Origin of the sequence: Chryseobacterium candidae, from assembly GCF_004916905.1 — a bacterium.
Taxonomy (GTDB): Bacteria; Bacteroidota; Bacteroidia; order Flavobacteriales; family Weeksellaceae; genus Chryseobacterium; species Chryseobacterium candidae.
Window position 1 is genome coordinate 66,141 of record NZ_SDLV01000040.1, and the last position, 16,339, is coordinate 82,479.

14 protein-coding genes are annotated in these 16,339 nt (G+C 36.0%); 1 reads left to right on the forward strand and 13 read right to left on the reverse strand.

Annotation, left to right across the window (positions count from 1 at the left end):
• Positions 1-99 precede the first annotated feature (99 nt).
• The 5 genes from pheT to dnaN form a co-directional block, all read right to left on the reverse strand.
• Positions 100-2,502 carry a phenylalanine--tRNA ligase subunit beta gene (gene pheT, locus EK417_RS16990; RefSeq protein WP_136522839.1) on the reverse strand — a complete coding sequence of 801 codons (2,403 nt, stop codon included), beginning with the start codon at positions 2,500-2,502 and terminating at the stop codon, positions 100-102.
• Positions 2,503-2,708: 206 nt separating this feature from the next.
• Positions 2,709-3,326, reverse strand: a complete 618-nt coding sequence (locus tag EK417_RS16995; RefSeq protein WP_136522840.1) for a DUF417 family protein — start codon at positions 3,324-3,326, stop codon at positions 2,709-2,711.
• A 63-nt stretch (positions 3,327-3,389) separates the two neighbouring features.
• A complete protein-coding gene (locus EK417_RS21660; RefSeq protein ID WP_317129516.1) occupies positions 3,390-3,653 on the reverse strand; it encodes a helix-turn-helix domain-containing protein in 264 nt (87 codons plus the stop codon).
• The gene (locus tag EK417_RS17000) at positions 3,650-4,207 is read right to left on the reverse strand and encodes a hypothetical protein (RefSeq protein WP_317129517.1); all 558 of its coding nucleotides are present in this window, start codon (positions 4,205-4,207) and stop codon (positions 3,650-3,652) included. Before EK417_RS17000 ends, EK417_RS21660 begins: the two co-directional genes overlap by 4 nt.
• A gap of 350 nt (positions 4,208-4,557) precedes the next feature.
• Positions 4,558-5,688 (reverse strand): DNA polymerase III subunit beta, encoded by a 1,131-nt coding sequence (gene dnaN, locus EK417_RS17005; RefSeq protein WP_034699704.1) that lies wholly within the window; start codon positions 5,686-5,688, stop codon positions 4,558-4,560.
• 184 nt (positions 5,689-5,872) lie between these two features.
• On the opposite strand from dnaN, the gene EK417_RS17010 reads away from it, so the two are divergent.
• Positions 5,873-6,229, forward strand: coding sequence for a diacylglycerol kinase family protein (locus EK417_RS17010; protein WP_136522841.1), 357 nt, complete (start codon positions 5,873-5,875; stop codon positions 6,227-6,229).
• A gap of 141 nt (positions 6,230-6,370) precedes the next feature.
• Here EK417_RS17010 and EK417_RS17015 read toward each other — a convergent pair whose 3' ends face one another.
• From EK417_RS17015 to EK417_RS17050, 8 genes are all read right to left on the reverse strand, one after another.
• Complete coding sequence (locus EK417_RS17015; protein ID WP_136522842.1) at positions 6,371-6,829, reverse strand: GyrI-like domain-containing protein; 459 nt, start codon at positions 6,827-6,829, stop codon at positions 6,371-6,373.
• 334 nt (positions 6,830-7,163) lie between these two features.
• The gene (locus EK417_RS17020; protein ID WP_076597270.1) at positions 7,164-7,496 is read right to left on the reverse strand and encodes a gamma-glutamylcyclotransferase family protein; all 333 of its coding nucleotides are present in this window, start codon (positions 7,494-7,496) and stop codon (positions 7,164-7,166) included.
• Positions 7,496-8,125 carry an SGNH/GDSL hydrolase family protein gene (locus tag EK417_RS17025; protein ID WP_136522843.1) on the reverse strand — a complete coding sequence of 210 codons (630 nt, stop codon included), beginning with the start codon at positions 8,123-8,125 and terminating at the stop codon, positions 7,496-7,498. Before EK417_RS17025 ends, EK417_RS17020 begins: the two co-directional genes overlap by 1 nt.
• Before the next feature lie 437 nt (positions 8,126-8,562).
• Positions 8,563-8,976 (reverse strand): barstar family protein, encoded by a 414-nt coding sequence (locus EK417_RS17030; RefSeq protein ID WP_136522844.1) that lies wholly within the window; start codon positions 8,974-8,976, stop codon positions 8,563-8,565.
• Positions 8,957-12,652, reverse strand: a complete 3,696-nt coding sequence (locus EK417_RS17035) for a phosphoribosylformylglycinamidine synthase (RefSeq protein ID WP_136522845.1) — start codon at positions 12,650-12,652, stop codon at positions 8,957-8,959. The genes EK417_RS17030 and EK417_RS17035 overlap by 20 nt, the downstream gene beginning before the upstream one ends.
• A 26-nt stretch (positions 12,653-12,678) precedes the next feature.
• Complete coding sequence (locus EK417_RS17040; protein WP_228407998.1) at positions 12,679-13,680, reverse strand: PDDEXK nuclease domain-containing protein; 1,002 nt, start codon at positions 13,678-13,680, stop codon at positions 12,679-12,681.
• 211 nt (positions 13,681-13,891) lie between these two features.
• Positions 13,892-15,319, reverse strand: coding sequence for a serine hydrolase (locus EK417_RS17045; protein ID WP_136522846.1), 1,428 nt, complete (start codon positions 15,317-15,319; stop codon positions 13,892-13,894).
• A 17-nt stretch (positions 15,320-15,336) separates the two neighbouring features.
• A complete protein-coding gene (locus EK417_RS17050; protein ID WP_228457960.1) occupies positions 15,337-16,308 on the reverse strand; it encodes a WG repeat-containing protein in 972 nt (323 codons plus the stop codon).
• Between the last annotated feature and the right edge of the window lie 31 nt (positions 16,309-16,339).

The following is a 16,339-nucleotide window of genomic DNA, read 5'->3' on the forward strand; positions in this document are numbered from 1 at the left end:
CCAATGGCTTTAGCCCAAGCCTGACAACAACTCAATAAAACAAAAAAACGGACTTAAAAAAAGTCCGTTTCTATTATTAATAAAATGTATTTTCAAATATTAAGATCTCAACTCTGCGTTGAATTCCTTCTGGAAAGCTTTGATCAGAGAATCCATTACTTCAGTAATCTCTTTTTCTTCAAGAGTTTTCTCTTCATTTAACAGCTCAAAACTCATCGCATAAGACTTCTTACCTTCAGGAAGATTTTTACCTTCATATACATCGAACAGGTTAATATTCTTAATGAATGGAGATTTGTTCTTCTTAGCCGTCTGATATAAATCCTGATAGTTTACCGTTTTATCAATCAGTAAAGCCAGATCTCTTCTGATTTTGTTGAATTTCGGAATGTCTTTGAATTTCAATTCATTTTTAGAACGAAGTTCCTGAGCATATTCCAGTTCAATCTCTGCATAGAAACATTCCTGATCAATATCAAAGTCTTTTAATAAGGCCGGAGATACTTTTCCAATTCTCACCAATGCTTTACCGTCAACTTCATATGCCAGTGCATCAGAGAATCTTTCATCAGACAAAGCAACTTCTTTATAATCGACAGCAAGTCTTTCTAATAAAACTTTTACATAGGCTTTAAGATTATAGAAGCTTACCGCAGATTTTGGCTGAAGCCAGTTTTCGGCAACATCTCTTCCTGAAACCAATAAAGCTAATTGTTTTCTTTCTTCGTATTTCTCTTTTTTGTGATAAATTTTTCCTGATTCGAAGAACTTGATATCCTGATTCTTTCTGTTGATATTGTATACTGTATTCTGAAGAAGTCCTTCTAATAAAGACTTTCTCATGAATGCCAGATCACCGCTTAAAGGATTCAATAGCTTTACAGCATCTGTTTCATCTTTTACAGAAGTTAATGAGTTGTTCATCACTTCATTGAAACCAAGCCCCTGTAAAGTTCTTGCCCAGCTGTTTTCCAGCTCATCCTGATCGTTAGTACTCAGTTTAACCGGCGTAAATGAAAACTTCTGTGGAGCATCAATTTTATTGTATCCGTAGATTCTTAAGATCTCTTCAATCACATCAATTTCTCTTGTTACATCTGCTCTGTAAGCAGGAACAGAGATTTCAAAACCGTTTGGAATTTCATTTAAAACCTGAATTTCCAATGCTTTTAAGATTTCTTTTACTTTCTCTCTGTGAATTTTTGTTCCTAAAATCTGCTCAATTTTAGAGAATCTGATAATCACATAGTTATCTTCTATTTTCTTAGGATATTCCTCCAGTAACTCTCCTACTAATTTTCCTTCAGCAATTTCCTGAATCATTTTAATAGCGTGAGTGATGGCTGTTCTTGTAAGATTCGGGTCTACTCCTCTTTCAAATCTGAAAGAAGCATCTGTATTCAGGCTGTGCGCTTTAGCTCCTTTTCTTACAGCAACCGGGTTAAAGTAAGCACTTTCAAGGAATATTGTTGTCGTTGTTTCTGATACTCCTGAGTTCTCACCTCCGAATACTCCGGCAATACACATTGGTTTATCTTTACCGTCTTTGATCATGATTTCAGAACCATTCAATGTTCTTTCAACACCATCTAAAGTCGTAAATTTCGTTCCGGGTTTTACTACACCTACTTTCACTTTCTTATCTGCAATTTTATCTGCATCAAATGCGTGAAGCGGCTGTCCGTACCCGTGAAGAATATAGTTGGTAATATCTACAACGTTATTGATCGGGCTTAATCCGATCGCTTTCAATCTGTCTTTTAACCACGATGGTGATTCTGCAACTTTTACATCTTCAATCACAGCTCCGATATATCTTGGACACAATTCTGCATCTTCAATTTCCAGTTTAAAATCATGAGTTCCCTCGTTATTCAAAGCTTCAGAAGCTACTTTATTAAATTGCGACTTCAATTGGTTTGTAGAAAGGTAGGCATGTAAATCTCTGGCAACGCCATAGTGAGACATAGCATCTGTTCTGTTCGGCGTTAACCCGATTTCAAAAACCTCATCATTGGTAAGTTCAAAATAGTCAGCAAAGTTTTTCCCTACTTCATATTGGGTTTCATCCAGTACCATGATACCTCCATGATCATCACTAAGACCAAGTTCATCTTCTGCACAGATCATTCCCTGGGAAACCTCTCCTCTGATTTTGGCTTCTTTAATTTCAAAAAAGTTTCCTGTTTTATCATAGATTTTAGTTCCGACAACGGCTACCGGAACAGTTTGTCCAGCTTCTACATTAGGAGCACCGCAAACAATGTTCAGCACCTTTCCGTTTCCTACGTCTACAGTTGTCTTCTTCAGTTTGTCAGCATTAGGATGTTTTTCGCAAGTTAAAACTTTACCTACAATAATTCCTTCCAGGCTGCCTCTTACACTTTCAAATTTATCTATCCCTTCAACCTCAAGACCTATATCTGTAAGGAATTCACCGATTCTTTCAGTTTTTGATTCCGTTTTTACAAAGTCCTTCAGCCAGTTGTTTGATATTTTCATTTGTTAATCTATCTCTTATTTAATTCGTCAGATGAGTTTTAAGATTTCATCTGTTCTATTTTGAAACTTTTATTTGAAATTCCACGCCTTATTCCGGTATGATTTTTCGAGCTACAAATGTCGTGTTTTTTTGAGAAATAGAGAAATTTAGAAGCGATTTTAAGATAATAAATTTTCGTTAATCTTTCAGCTGCTGATTCGGGAATCTAATGCCTCAACGGTCTTACTACCTTCTTCAGGCTGTCTGAAAATAATACCAACCCTGCGGCCATCATGATAATATCTTTCAAAACCAAACGTCCTGCTCCTGACAGATATGGAAACCCAGACTGAGGTGTTACTCCATCTCCGCCCAGATTGGGGACATAAACTTCAGGGGTAGTGATCAGAAAAGACAGGGTAACCAGTGACATTAAAAATGTTAATACTCCACCCAAAGCTCCAATTTTAGGAAACCAAATTCCCAGTAGCACCATAGCTCCTATTACAACGATCATTGTCCCTAAACCGTAGGAAAAGGCATAGGTTCCGTTTTCCTGATGCCAGTCAATATTTTTCTGAACCACTTTTCCTTCCGGATTTTTATACAAAGTGTATTCTGCAACCCGTTTTTTATCTGCATTAATAACTTTATTACCTGCATTTTTGTAGAAAAAACTCATCAGTGGACTATTGGCTACGAAAGGTACAATTCCGTCGGCTTCGTAATGAAATGCCTTCAGGCCTCCAATCCAGACCATAACGATGAAAATTGAAATTCTGAGAAAATTTAAAAAGTAAGCATCCAATTGTAAGAGTTGCTGGTAAATTCTGTTGTTTTTCATGTGATTTATTTTCCACCAAAGGTATTCACATGGTTACAGCGTCAACATAGACATTTCAGGATATTACATGGACATTTTTGCGACCACAGAGATTCCTACTTTCTCTCTGTAATTTTTTGGAGAACACCCTACCGCTTTTTTGAAATACCTGCTGAAGTAGAATTCATCTGCAAATCCCAACTCAGAGGCAATTTCCTTTACAGATCTGTAAGTTAAATGCAGCAACTTTTTTGACTCCAGGATAATTCTTTCGTTGATAAGCTGTGTGGGTGTTTTGGAAAATTCTTTTTTTACAGCTTTGCTCAAAGTATTATTGGTGATGTTCAAAATGACAGTTCTTTTTCCGCTTTAAAATGGGATTCCAGCAGTTTCTGAAATTCTGCAGCATTTTTATTGGGAAGCTTTTCGCTAGAAACCAAGGTATTTTCGATACTGATTTTCTGTTTGCTGCCAATAGCAAGAATTAGCTGGATATAGGTCTTGATAATAGATTCCGAAAATGGATGTTTTTCAGATTCTTCTTTTTGAATATGATTAAAAAGCTCAAAAATATAATGATAGTTATTTTCCGAAAGCTCAACGCCTGGATTCAGATAAATATTATTGAAGAGAAGCCCGTTGCATGCTACTTCTTCCTTGTGATACTCTATACAATAATAATCCCCATGAAAGAAAAGTATATGGATGTTTTCCTCCGATTCAGCAGCCAGTTTCAACTTCTGATAAGGAGAAAGAAACAGAATATTATATCCGCCGTAAGAATAATTAATAGCATCTACAGAGAAAACACCAGACCCTTTCCACAGAATTACACTGTAGTTTTCTGTAGTGAATTCTGAGGGAAAATCTGAAGTGTGATAAAGCTGTATTTTTATTTCCATGAGGAGTTGATTTAAACACTAATGACGCTAATGATTCACAAATAACACTATTTATTTAATATTCTTTTGAATACGCCTTTTTCTTATTATACTTTTGCCTTGAAGCAAAAGTATACAAAAGTTCAAGACGGGAATCATCCGCTAAAAATTTGAATGTACTCCTAAAATTTCCAAACTCGCATGGATCGTCTGATTCTTCTTCGGTTCAATAATATATCCCATGCTCAGACAATGGAAATTTTTTGGCGGATTACATTTAAATTTTCTTAACGCTCCTAATTCCTAAGTCGATTAGACCCTACAAAAAAAGCCGGAAAATTCCGGCTTTTTATTTGTATACTAAATCAATATTACAATCCGATAACCGGCATTGATAACATTAAGATGTTTTCGTTTTCTTCAAGACCATCAAGAGGTTCAATGATCCCTGGTCTGTTAGGCTGAGACATTTTCATGGTAATATCATCAGATCCTAAAATCGTAAGCATTTCTGTTAAGAATTTTGAACTGAATCCGATGTTGATATCTTCTCCGTTGTAGTCGCAAGGAATCTGCATATCTGCTTTGTTTGCATATTCAGTATCTTCTGCATGAAGGTGAAGAATATTACCGGAAAGCTTGAATCTAACCTGGTTGGTAGATTTGTTAGACATGATAGACGCTCTTTTGATTGCTCCCAGCAACAGGTTTCTGTTGATGGTCAATACATTTGGATTTTCTTTTGGAATTACCGCTGTATAGTTTGGATATTTACCATCAATCAGTCTGCAGATCCAGATATGCTTGCCAAAAGTAAATTTAGCCATATTCTCATTGAAGTCTATGGTTACGTCTTCATTGGAACTTGCCAGGATATTTTTGAAAATGTTCAGAGGTTTCTTAGGCATGATAAACTCCATCGGCTCAGCATTCATAAGGTCTGCTCTTTTGTACACCACCAATCTGTGGGAGTCTGTAGAAACGAAATTGGTTTCGTTTTCTCCAAACTGGAAAAGAACTCCTGTCATTACCGGACGAAGAGAGTCGTTACTGGTAGCAAATAAAGTATTTGTCAACGCTTCAGACAAAACTCCTGCGGGCATCGTTACACTTTGTGAAGCGTCGAATTCCGGCAATTCAGGATAGTCATCAGCATTGTCTAATGCTACGGCGAAATTATCTTTTTCATCTAAAATCTCAAGCTGGCTTCCAGTACCTTCGGCATTGTCTTTTACAACAAATGTGAGAGGCTGTTCACCATATGTCTTGATAAAATCCTGAAAAATTTTAGCAGGAACAGCAAATTTACCTGTATCATCAGACTTTACTTCCAGAGAAGTAACAAGAGTTGTCTCGCCGTCAGATGCTGTAATGGTAACATTATTTCCGTCTAATTCAAAAAGATAGTTTTCTAAAATCGGTCTCGATTGAGAGCTTGATATTACGCCACTTACAGTTTGCAAAGCCTTCTGCAGTTCACCACTTGAAATAATAAATTTCATAGATTTATAAAATAAGTTTCTACAAATATAATAAATAGATACAACAAAGAAAAGAATAATATGGAGGAGTTTTTCACAAAGATCCTTAATTTGTTTTGAGCCTTGACATTATGCCTGTATTTCTTCAGAGATTCATTTTTTTATCAAAATACAAAGCCTATCTTTGCCTGAAAAGTTCAAAACCATGCAAAAACCTCCTATCCATAAAAGTTTTCTCAATGCTTTCCGGGGTGTTTTCATGATGATAAAGACGGAAAGAAATTTCCAGATTGAGCTTCTGATATTCTTCATTAACCTTTTCTTTATTTTTTATTTCGATTTAAGTTATACAGATGCAGCATTGGTTCTTATAGCCTCATTTGCTGTCCTAAGTGCTGAAATTTTCAATACTGCTATTGAAAAGATCTGTGATATCGTTCAACCTGATTTCGACAAAAGAATTGGCTTTATTAAAGACATTGCAGCCGGAGCTGTAGTGCTTACGGCTATTGCATCGGTGATTGTTGGGATTCTGGTGTACTGTAAATATTTTTTTAGCTGAGCTGGAAGAAAGAAGCTGGTAGCTGGAAGTTTTAGACCACCCCGTCAAAAATTCAAATAATTTTTGACACCCCTCCAAGGGAGGGGAATGTTTAGTCCTTCGGTTCTAAATTTGTGAAGATTAGAGATATTTTTTCATCTTTTATTTCACAGCGATGAAGATATCTACTTCAGCATCTGATGGATTTTGTGCTTTTTCTCCATAGACTTCAAAATCGGCAGTAAATATCCTGTCCAAGTCCATATTCCAGATTTTTAACCATTCATGAATTACCAGGTCTTTTGAAAGATCTCCTTTTGTAGTAAATTTCAGATAATCTCCGCCATCAAAAGAATAACCTGTCATTCCTTCCGGAATATAGTTAAGATTTTCTACTTTACATCCGAGTACTGTTGTATAAGGCTTTGTGTGGTCTTTTTCGTAATCCGTGTAGATAGAATAAATGGTATTGTCTATTTTATTTGGAATGGAATTGACAATATTCCCGCTGATCATTTTTTCCCATAATACCGGAATATCTTTTCCTGCCTGTCCATTTTCATTGGTTGTTCTTACTGAAATTCCGATGACCTTAAAAGGTGCCACTTTTACGTTATTCATTTCTTGATTTTTTGTTAGGACAAAGATAAAAACAGGTTGTGACAAGGGTATGTCAGCAGTTTTTTAAGTTTGGGCTGAAGCCAGTGAATTTATTTTTATAGGATAAGTGGGCTAAAGCCCACTTCTATTGAATATTAAATTTGTCATATCAGTAGAAAAGCACCTATTAAGTCTAAAAGTATTCCATTTGCGAGATCTGCGAGAGAAGATTCAAGCTTAGATTCCTTGCTTTGCTCGGAATGACAAAGAGACCGTTGGAATTATATCCCTGATAAAATCATTTGAATCATAGTTCTAACTCTTATTTGAGATTACTTCGCGTTGCTCGCAATGACTATTTCCCGACATAGATAAACCCTTTTTTTCCAGATTTAAAAACGGTTTCGATTCTTTTGTAATCATCCACTTCGTATTCATCAGCCTGAAGGATTTCTTCTTCTGTCACCTCAAAAAGCATTCCTTCAACCTCATCATTATCATTTCCTGAAAATTCAAGTACGGGATGGTATTGCTGACCGCTTTTCCGAAGTACTTCAGGATCTGTAATTTCAAGCATACTTAATTTGTAGCCTGATAAAGTGTCTTTTTCACCTTGTAAAAGTCTTCCGAAGGTTTCCATTTGAACCTGCTCTTTCTGCAGGGTTCCGTAAGAAAATAAATGAGGCATTATAAATATTTTTCAATGATTGGGATTGCGATTTCGGCCATCATTCCATAGCCTTTTTCGTTGGGATGTATACCGTCTGTAGAAAGCAGAATCTCTTTATCCATCAGGAAAGCGGAATAAAAATCAATGTAAACCAGCAAGTCTTCAGCTGCAATATCTTTCAGAATCTGATTATAAAGCACTACATCTTCTTTGATTCTCTTTTTCCCGGAACTTACTACTACTCCATCTATCTTTTGAGAGAAAGGGAGAATGCTTACCAGATAAATCTCATTGGAAAAGTGTCTGGCATGTGCTACGGCTTCTTTAATATTATTTTTAAATTTTTCAGGATCTACGATCTGTACTCCATCTTTTACCGCAAGATCATTGGCTCCGTAACTTAGAAAAACAATATTTCCATCTGCTGAATTTCTTGCTTTTAATTCGTGAGGGATTCTTTTCAGTAATCCTTCTGTGGTTTCTCCTCCTATTCCTAGATTGAACAGGATGAGTTCATCTCCGTTTCCTTCATGAAATTTCTGCAGGGCATATCTTTTCAGAATATCTACCCAACCGCCAAAAACTCCGTCATATTCTCCGTAAGTAATGCTGTCACCAAAGAACAGCCCGTACATAATTTTCTTCATTCAACTTCTATTGTTTCCTTTTTTGTTAAAGTAAAAATAGTGAGAAAAATTATATTAATATCTTTCAAATTGTAAGTTTTTAACGCAAAAGGCGCAAAGTATTATATTAATTTTTTCGTTCGCAAGGGCGTTTCACTCAGCAATAGACGTATTTATATCCTTGTTGAATTAAGTGATTTGAACCATTAAGGTTTTGTAAAAAATGAAGAATTATTAAGGTAACAGCTGAAGTTATTATTTATTTATTCATCCTAGATGAATCTTAACTCACCTTACAATCTTTATTATTCTTAATGGTTAATAATATTTTCTGTTTTTTTGACGCAAAGATCTTATTGTTAGCATATTGACCAAAGTAAGCAAAGAAGGAATCAACAAGTTGATTTGATGAAACTAGCTGGAAATGTCAACGCTACAAAATTTCCACTCATTACTCATCATTCCAGTCTCAGTATAATATTGGTATGTGATTTTATAATTTCAATCAGGATTTCAAAAAGGGTCAGCCCTTCTCCTTTCATCAGTTCATCTAATTTCTGCTGAATTAATTCTATGTTGAAAGGTTTTCCCTGTCTGATTTTATTTTCATAGAATTCACGGGTAGCCTTAAAGCCTAAGTCTTCTTTTGACTTCTGTGATTCTTTCCAGATGATTTCAATTTCTTCTTTGTTTTCAAATACTCCGAAACCTCCGTAAAGGATGTCATCAAAACCATCCAACGTTCCTACTTTCCAATCCAAATCCTTCATCAGCACGCGGGAAGCTTCTTCGTAGAAAACTCCTAAAGACGAAAAATGACCGCCATGGATGACGATCATTTTTCTTGTATTGTTATTTGAAGTATTCAACACCGTTTTTGAATATGTTGTGATAATTCGCGGTTGGTATATTCTTCATGAGACCTTCAGCAAAACGTTCCGGATGTCCCATTCTTCCGTAGATCTTTCCACATGGGCTGGTCACTCCTTCAATTCCGAATAATGAATTGTTCGGGTTGAACGGCATTCCGTGAGCAATGTTTCCATCGAAGTCGATGTACTGTGTTGCAATCTGCCCGTTTTCATACAATTTCCTGATTTCTTCTTCTGAAGCCATGAAACGTCCTTCTCCATGAGAGATCGGAATGGTGTAAGTCTGACCTTTCATTCCTTTTAACCATGGACTTTCATCGTTCACTACTTTTACGGTAACCATCTGAGAGATGTGTCTTCTGATGGCATTGTGAGCTAATGTTGGAGAGTTTTCATCCAAATCCTTGATTCTTCCGTAAGGTAATAATCCAGATTTAACCAAAGCCTGGAATCCGTTACAGATCCCGATAATCATTCCATCTCTGTCTAATAATTCGTGTACTGCATTTTTCATTTTTTCGTTTTTCAGAACGTTTACAATGAATTTTGCAGAACCATCCGGCTCATCGCCCGCAGAGAAGCCTCCTGAGAATGCAAGGATCTGAGATGTTCTGATCTCTTCCACCCATGCATCAATGCTTTCATCGAGTAACTGGTGATTGATATTGATTAAAGGCAAACTGCTTACTACAGCGCCTTCTTTCTGGAATGCATTCAGCGTGTCATATTCACAGTTGGTTCCCGGGAATACCGGAGCAAACACTTTCGGCTGTGCGATTCCGTGTTTTTTAATGATGATATTTCTTGGGTTGACCGAGTTGTATTTTGCATCAATTTCAACCGTGATCTTTTCTTTTTCTACAGTCGGGAAAAGATTTTCAAATGTATTAGTATTGGCCGCTACAAGATCTGTAATGTTTGATTCAATACCGTTAATTTTCAAGGTTCCTGAGTCTTTTACTTCTCCGATCAACTGAAGGGCAGCTGCGCTTAATTCTTCTTTCGCCTCGATAACTAAGCTTCCGATATTTTTCGCTAATAATGCATTTTCATCAGCATTGATCTCTGCTCCTAATCTGTTTCCGAAGCTCATTTTGGCTAAAGCTACTGCAAGACCTCCTTCTTTCACTGTTTTCACAGAAACAATTTTTCCTGCTTTGATGTTTTCGAAAAGGAATTCAAAGATTTCTTTTAAAGCGCTATAATTTGGAAGCCCGCTTTCCTGAGCGATATGATTGAAGAAATACAGTTTGTTTCCTGCACTTTTCAGTTCCGGAGAAATGATATTTTCTTTATCTCCGTTGGCACATGCAAAAGAAATCAGGGTTGGCGGAACATTAAGATCCTGATACGTTCCACTCATGGAATCTTTACCTCCGATGGCTGCAAGACCTAAATTGATCTGCGCATCATAAGCTCCTAAAAGTGAAGCTAAAGGTTTGCCCCATTTTTCAGGATTTTGTCCTAATTTTTCGAAGTATTCCTGGAAGCTAAGTCTGATGTTTTTATAATCACCTCCCATGGCTACAATCTTCGCCACACTTTCTACAACAGCGTAAGATGCTCCCAATAATGAGTTTTGTTTTGAGATTTCAGCATCGAATCCCCAGCTCGCCAGAGAAACGGTTTTAATGTCTTTTGCTCCTAAAATTGGTAGTGTCTGCACACTTCCTTCCATTAAGGTTTGCTGATATTTTCCACCTAAAGGCATTGCTACTGTTGTTGCTCCAATTGAAGAGTCGAACATTTCAAGCAGTCCTTTCTGGGAAGCTACGTTTTTATCTTTTAAGATGTTCAGGAAGTTTTCTGCGGTGAAAGCTTTTGTTTCTTCTTTGACTTCTTCAAGGTGAGTGATCTTCACTTCCTGAGATTTTGAACATCCGTTGGTATCTAAGAAAGCTCTTGAAAGGTCTACAATTTTGTCTCCTTTCCAGAACATCTGCATTCTTCCTGAATCTGTCACTTTTGCTACTTCTACGGCAACAATGTTTTCAGCTTCACAGAATCTGATGAATTTTTCTTTATCCTGAGGATCTACTACCACCGCCATTCTTTCCTGAGATTCAGAAATAGCCAGCTCGGTTCCGTTTAATCCTTCATATTTTAATGGTAATACATCAAGGTTCACTTCTAAAGAGTCTGCAATCTCACCGATTGCCACGGAAACTCCTCCTGCTCCGAAGTCGTTTGATTTTTTGATCAGCTTCGTTACTTCAGGATTTCTGAATAGTCTCTGAATTTTACGTTCTTCTACAGCATTTCCTTTCTGAACTTCGGAACTCATGGTGTGGATTGAAGTCTCGTCCTGTTCTTTTGAACTTCCGCTTGCTCCTCCTACTCCGTCACGACCTGTTGCACCTCCTAAGATAATGATGGAATCACCATTTTCAGGTTTTTCACGTCTTACCCAATCTACAGGAACTGCTCCGGTAACGAAACCTACTTCCATTCTTTTGGCTTTGTAGCCTTCGTCATAGATTTCAGAAACCATTGTGGTAGCAAGACCGATCTGATTACCGTAAGATGAATATCCGTTGGCAGCCTGTTTTGTAATGGTTTTCTGAGGTAATTTTCCTGGTAAAGTTTTGTCAACAGATTCTAAAACGTCTGCAGCACCTGTTAATCTCATCGCCTGGAAAACGAAAGATCTTCCGGATAATGGGTCTCTGATAGCACCTCCCAAACAAGTAGAAGCCCCTCCGAAAGGTTCAATTTCTGTTGGGTGGTTGTGTGTTTCATTTTTGAATAATAAATACCAAGGCTCTTTTTTACCGTCGTATTCTGCTTCAATCTGGATGGTACATGCATTGATCTCGTCTGAGATAACAAGATTATCCAGGTTTCCTGTCTTATGGAAATATTTACCGCATACTGTTGCAAGGTCCATTAATGAAATGGGCTTCAGCTCACGGCCTAAGAATTTTCTTTTTTCGATATAATCATTGAAAATGGTTTCCAATGTGTGTTTGAACTGACCTTCAAACTGAATGTCTGACAACTGTGTTTCGAAAGTGGTATGACGACAGTGGTCGCTCCAATACGTGTCTAATACTTTTAATTCTGTTTCCGTAGGATTTCTTTCTTCAGTTTTGAAGTATTCCTGAATGAATTTCAGGTCATCCAATCCTAATGCAAAACCATGATTGTTATAGAAGTTTTCAAGTTCAGCATCATTAAAATTGATGAAATTTTCATGGATGATTACTTTTGACGGTGCTTCTTCTGCAGGAATATCCAGAACGGATAAGTCTTTTTCCTGAGATTCCACTTTGTTGATCAGAAGGTCTTTGATTTTAACCAAATCCGCTTCGGAAACGCCTTCAAATTCGATTAATTTTCCACTTCTTACTTTTGATTTTTCATTTTCTGTCAGCAAAGCGATACACTGTTGTGCAGAGTCTGCTCTCTGATCATACTGTCCCGGTAAAAATTCCATTCCGAAATGAATAGCTTTTGCAGGGTTTTCTGAGTGTAAAATATCAGTAACAGGGTCTACGAAAGTGTTATTCACCACTTTTTCAAATTCTCCGTCATTCAGGTTGAAAATATCATATACATTGTATACTTTCACGCTTTGAACTGCCGGGATAACCGCTTTTACTTCATCAAAAATTTTTGGACTTTCAACATCGAAAATTCCTCTTTTTTCTACGAAAATTCTTTTGTTATTAGACATTAGATGTCAGATTTTTAATATTAGATTTATTTTTTATTTTCAAATTTATTTCTTGCTATCTCTATTGAACGATGCAATTTTTCAAGCAAAACTTTTTCAGAAGGTAAGATAAGTAAATATTCTGCTACTTTTATATTATCCCCTTCCAGATTCATGAGTTCTATATGTTCGGAATTTTTTCCTGAACAAAGGATTAAACCAATGGGAGGGTTCTCCCCTTCTACTTTTTCATATTTATTCAGATATGAGAGATATAGCTCCATCTGACCTTTATGACTGGCTTCAAATTCACCTAATTTTAGCTCGATAACAACTAAAGATTTTAGTTTCCTATGATAGAAAAGTAAATCCAGGTAGTAATCTCTGTTATCTATTGTGATTCTTTTCTGTCTTGAAAGAAAGGCAAAATCACTTCCTAATTCAGAAATGAATTTTTGAAGTTCCACGATAATGGCTTCTTCCAAATCTTTTTCAGAAAAGGTATCTTTCAATTCTAAAAAATCAAGAAAATAGGGATCTTTAAAAACCAAATCAGGATTTAAAATATTCTTTTCAGACCAGTTTTTCAATTCTTTATCTATTATTTCCTCAGGCTTTTTGCTTATTGCTGTTCGTTCAAAAAGCAGAGAATTGATTTTTTCTCTCAAGACTCTGACACTCCAATTTTCAATTTTACAAACTTCAAGATAAAAATTTCTTTTAGTATCTTGTGAAATAGGAATGAGAAGCAGGAAGTGAGTCCACGATAATTGTCGCATCGCTGATGCGACAATATTAAAATCATTAAAAACAGACGCAAACTGCATCATTTTTCGGATATTTTTCTCGGAAAATGAATTTCCAAATTCTAACGTAAGTTGTTGAGAGATCTGTACAATAACTTCTTTGCCATACTTTGCTCTCTTATTATCTAAAACATCTTCATTTATTCTTTTCCCTATTTCCCAGTATAAAACCACCATTGCCGAGTTTACCTGAGCTGCAACCTGACTTCTTGTCTTGTCTACCAGCTCCTTAAGATCGGTCATTAATTGTTGATGATTTTGATTCTGTAACATCATTAAAAATTAAATATCAGATTTTTAATATTAGATTTATTTTTCTTTTTACTTTCTGAGTTCAGAGTATCCCTATCAGATTGTTGCATTCTGTACAGATCCTCTGTTTGAGTGTTATCATCCACTCTATATTATTGAGTACAAATTTACTCTTTTACTTTCTTTTTCTTCTATCTTTTTCCTATAATACCAATGTCAGATTATTATCTTTGGTACCGTCATTATTGGATGCGTTTTTAGAAGCTCCAATCCATTCTTCTTTATTCAGTACAAATTTAAAGGAATAGGACTTTCCTTTTTCAAATCGAGAGACAGGAACTTCCAGTTCATAAAGGTTTTTACCCTTCTTTATCATCTGATATTCTTTATTTTCTGGATCCCAGTTATTGAAACTTCCTACTACAGTCATGGTATTGATAAGGTTTCCATTCATATTTTTCGGATGTGCGTAAGAAAAAACGATTTTATCCTTCTTTATGGAATATCCATACACCTGCTTTTTATCTGAAGTGGAGACAAGATCAGCTACTAAACTTGTTGTACCATTATAAAGTGCGGAAAATGTTTCAGGTCCATTAATGTTTACAATGATGCATACTCCAATATTCAATTCTGGAAACACTGTAAACAGGCTATTTATCCCATAAGATCCACCATGCTTAAAGCCTCTTTTACCATGTTCGGTAATGCAATATCTGTCCCAAAAATATCCATACCAAGCTTCTTTACTATTTTCAATATTTCTTTGGGATTCCTGTACGGTTTTGTTTTGTAAATCGAGTTCTTCTTTTAAAAACTTCACCATATCACCCATTGTAGATTCGGTTTTCGAACCCCCTGAACCCCACAGAAGGCTTCGTGAAACGGGCATTAAACGATAATTATCATGATATCCATTAGCCTGAACTTCATTTTTATCAAGCTCCAGTTTAGTATGGTTCATTCCGGTTTTTGAAAAGATATTTTCTTTCAAAAGGGTTTCATAGCTCTTTCCGTAAATATTTTCCAGCATAAGACCGGTTAATTCCAGACTTGTATTGCTGTATTTATATTTTGTACCTGGTTGTGCATCTAATTTTACAGCAGCCAGGTCTTTTTTAAAGTCTTCTTTTGTATATCCGTCATTAAGCTTTTCGTATAGAAAAGCCGTTTCATCTGTCATGTTTTTTCTCAGCTCATCATCAATAGGGAGATTTCTAGGTAAGGCGGTTTCATAAGAAATTACATTCCTGACTTTTATGGGAACACCATTGTATTCTAAGTTGGGATAAGGTTCTTTCAGATACTTGCGTATATCATCGTCAAGGCTTACTTTCCCATCCAGGACTGCCTGTGCCAGCAATTGCCCTGTAAAAAGTTTGGTAATGGAAGCTATAGCAAAATAAGTATTATCATCCGCTTTATTCCCTTTTCCTTTGTCTATTTCTCCAAAGTGTCTGGTATAGATTTTTCCATCTTTTATAATTCCGACAGAAACTGAGTATGCTTTTGATTCTTCTGCAACTTTCTTCGCAGCTGCATCTATGAATGAATAAACTGCTTTATCTGTTTGTGCATAATTTTTCACAAATCCCAAAGCCAACATCAATACTATTATATGTTTTGTCATCTGCTAAGTAAGTTCTGCTATTTGTTTATAAATTTATTAGGGTTATCCTTATGCTTCCTCTGAAAATCTTCTGCACTTTCTATTTCTTCCTTTAACCAGTTTTCAAAAGGAATCTTCTTTTCATTAAAATCCCCTATTGCATAAAATGTTTTTCCATCTTCTGAGACCAGAAATTTGAAACTATAAAGCATATCCAATTCTTTTTTCCTGTAATCATAGGCATTTACCTGATAAAAGGGGAAGTTTTCTTTGGGTCTTTCTACAATTTCAAAAAACAGATTTTTTTCTTTTTGAGAGAGTTTGCTGTAAAAATTTACATAATGAAGATCTGAAAGCTTTTTCTTCTGCTTTTCAAAAAACTGAAGGATATTCTTCTCTTTTTCATTGTATTGAAAAGGGTTCGGATAATATTTTCCGTCTATTTCCACCTCTTTCTCTGTTGGTTTTGACAATGGCTGAATGGTTTGTCCTTTGACATTCATTACACCCCATTTTCCGCCTACAATAGATCTGTGCTCGTCATTTGTTTTTTCCCAGCCGCAGCCGTCACAAAAGGTGGCATATCCGTAATTAAAAGGAAATACAAAATCATGCTCAGCTTCAATAATTATCTTTCCGTTTCGGTCTGCAAATCCTACTTTACCATTTTTAACCAATCTTCTTAAACCTTCGGAGAAGTAATCTGCTCCATTATCATAAAGGAAAGGCTGGTACAGAAATTTTCCATTTTTGTCATACACATATCCCCATGCATTTTTCTCCGGTTCTTCGCCTTCTTTACTTCCATCAAAAAGAATGGTTTCTCCTTCTACAGGATCTCCGTCTTTAAGGAATGAAAAGATTTTGAACTGTGCCGGAACAATTATTTTTCCAGCTTTATCTTTTACTCCAACTAAAGAATCTTTGGATTTAAAATAATGTAAATCCACCTTATTTTGAGAAAAGGAAATGATTGGTGTTAATAAAATGGCTACCAGTAGTTTTTTCATAAACGGGGTTGGAAATAAAATATGCAGCCCA

Excerpts from the sequence above, each read along its gene's own strand:
- EK417_RS16995 (WP_136522840.1), bottom strand. The coding sequence starts at position 3,326 with ATGAAAAACAACAGAATTTACCAGCAACTCTTACAATTGGATGCTTAC.
- dnaN (WP_034699704.1), bottom strand. The coding sequence starts at position 5,688 with ATGAAATTTATTATTTCAAGTGGTGAACTGCAGAAGGCTTTGCAAACT.
- EK417_RS17020 (WP_076597270.1), bottom strand. The coding sequence starts at position 7,496 with ATGCCTCATTTATTTTCTTACGGAACCCTGCAGAAAGAGCAGGTTCAA.
- EK417_RS17000 (WP_317129517.1), bottom strand. The coding sequence starts at position 4,207 with ATGGAAATAAAAATACAGCTTTATCACACTTCAGATTTTCCCTCAGAA.
- EK417_RS17050 (WP_228457960.1), bottom strand. The coding sequence starts at position 16,308 with ATGAAAAAACTACTGGTAGCCATTTTATTAACACCAATCATTTCCTTT.
- EK417_RS17015 (WP_136522842.1), bottom strand. The coding sequence starts at position 6,829 with ATGAATAACGTAAAAGTGGCACCTTTTAAGGTCATCGGAATTTCAGTA.
- EK417_RS17035 (WP_136522845.1), bottom strand. The coding sequence starts at position 12,652 with ATGTCTAATAACAAAAGAATTTTCGTAGAAAAAAGAGGAATTTTCGAT.
- EK417_RS17045 (WP_136522846.1), bottom strand. The coding sequence starts at position 15,319 with ATGACAAAACATATAATAGTATTGATGTTGGCTTTGGGATTTGTGAAA.
- pheT (WP_136522839.1), bottom strand. The coding sequence starts at position 2,502 with ATGAAAATATCAAACAACTGGCTGAAGGACTTTGTAAAAACGGAATCA.
- EK417_RS17025 (WP_136522843.1), bottom strand. The coding sequence starts at position 8,125 with ATGAAGAAAATTATGTACGGGCTGTTCTTTGGTGACAGCATTACTTAC.
- EK417_RS17010 (WP_136522841.1), top strand. The coding sequence starts at position 5,873 with ATGCAAAAACCTCCTATCCATAAAAGTTTTCTCAATGCTTTCCGGGGT.
- EK417_RS17040 (WP_228407998.1), bottom strand. The coding sequence starts at position 13,680 with ATGACCGATCTTAAGGAGCTGGTAGACAAGACAAGAAGTCAGGTTGCA.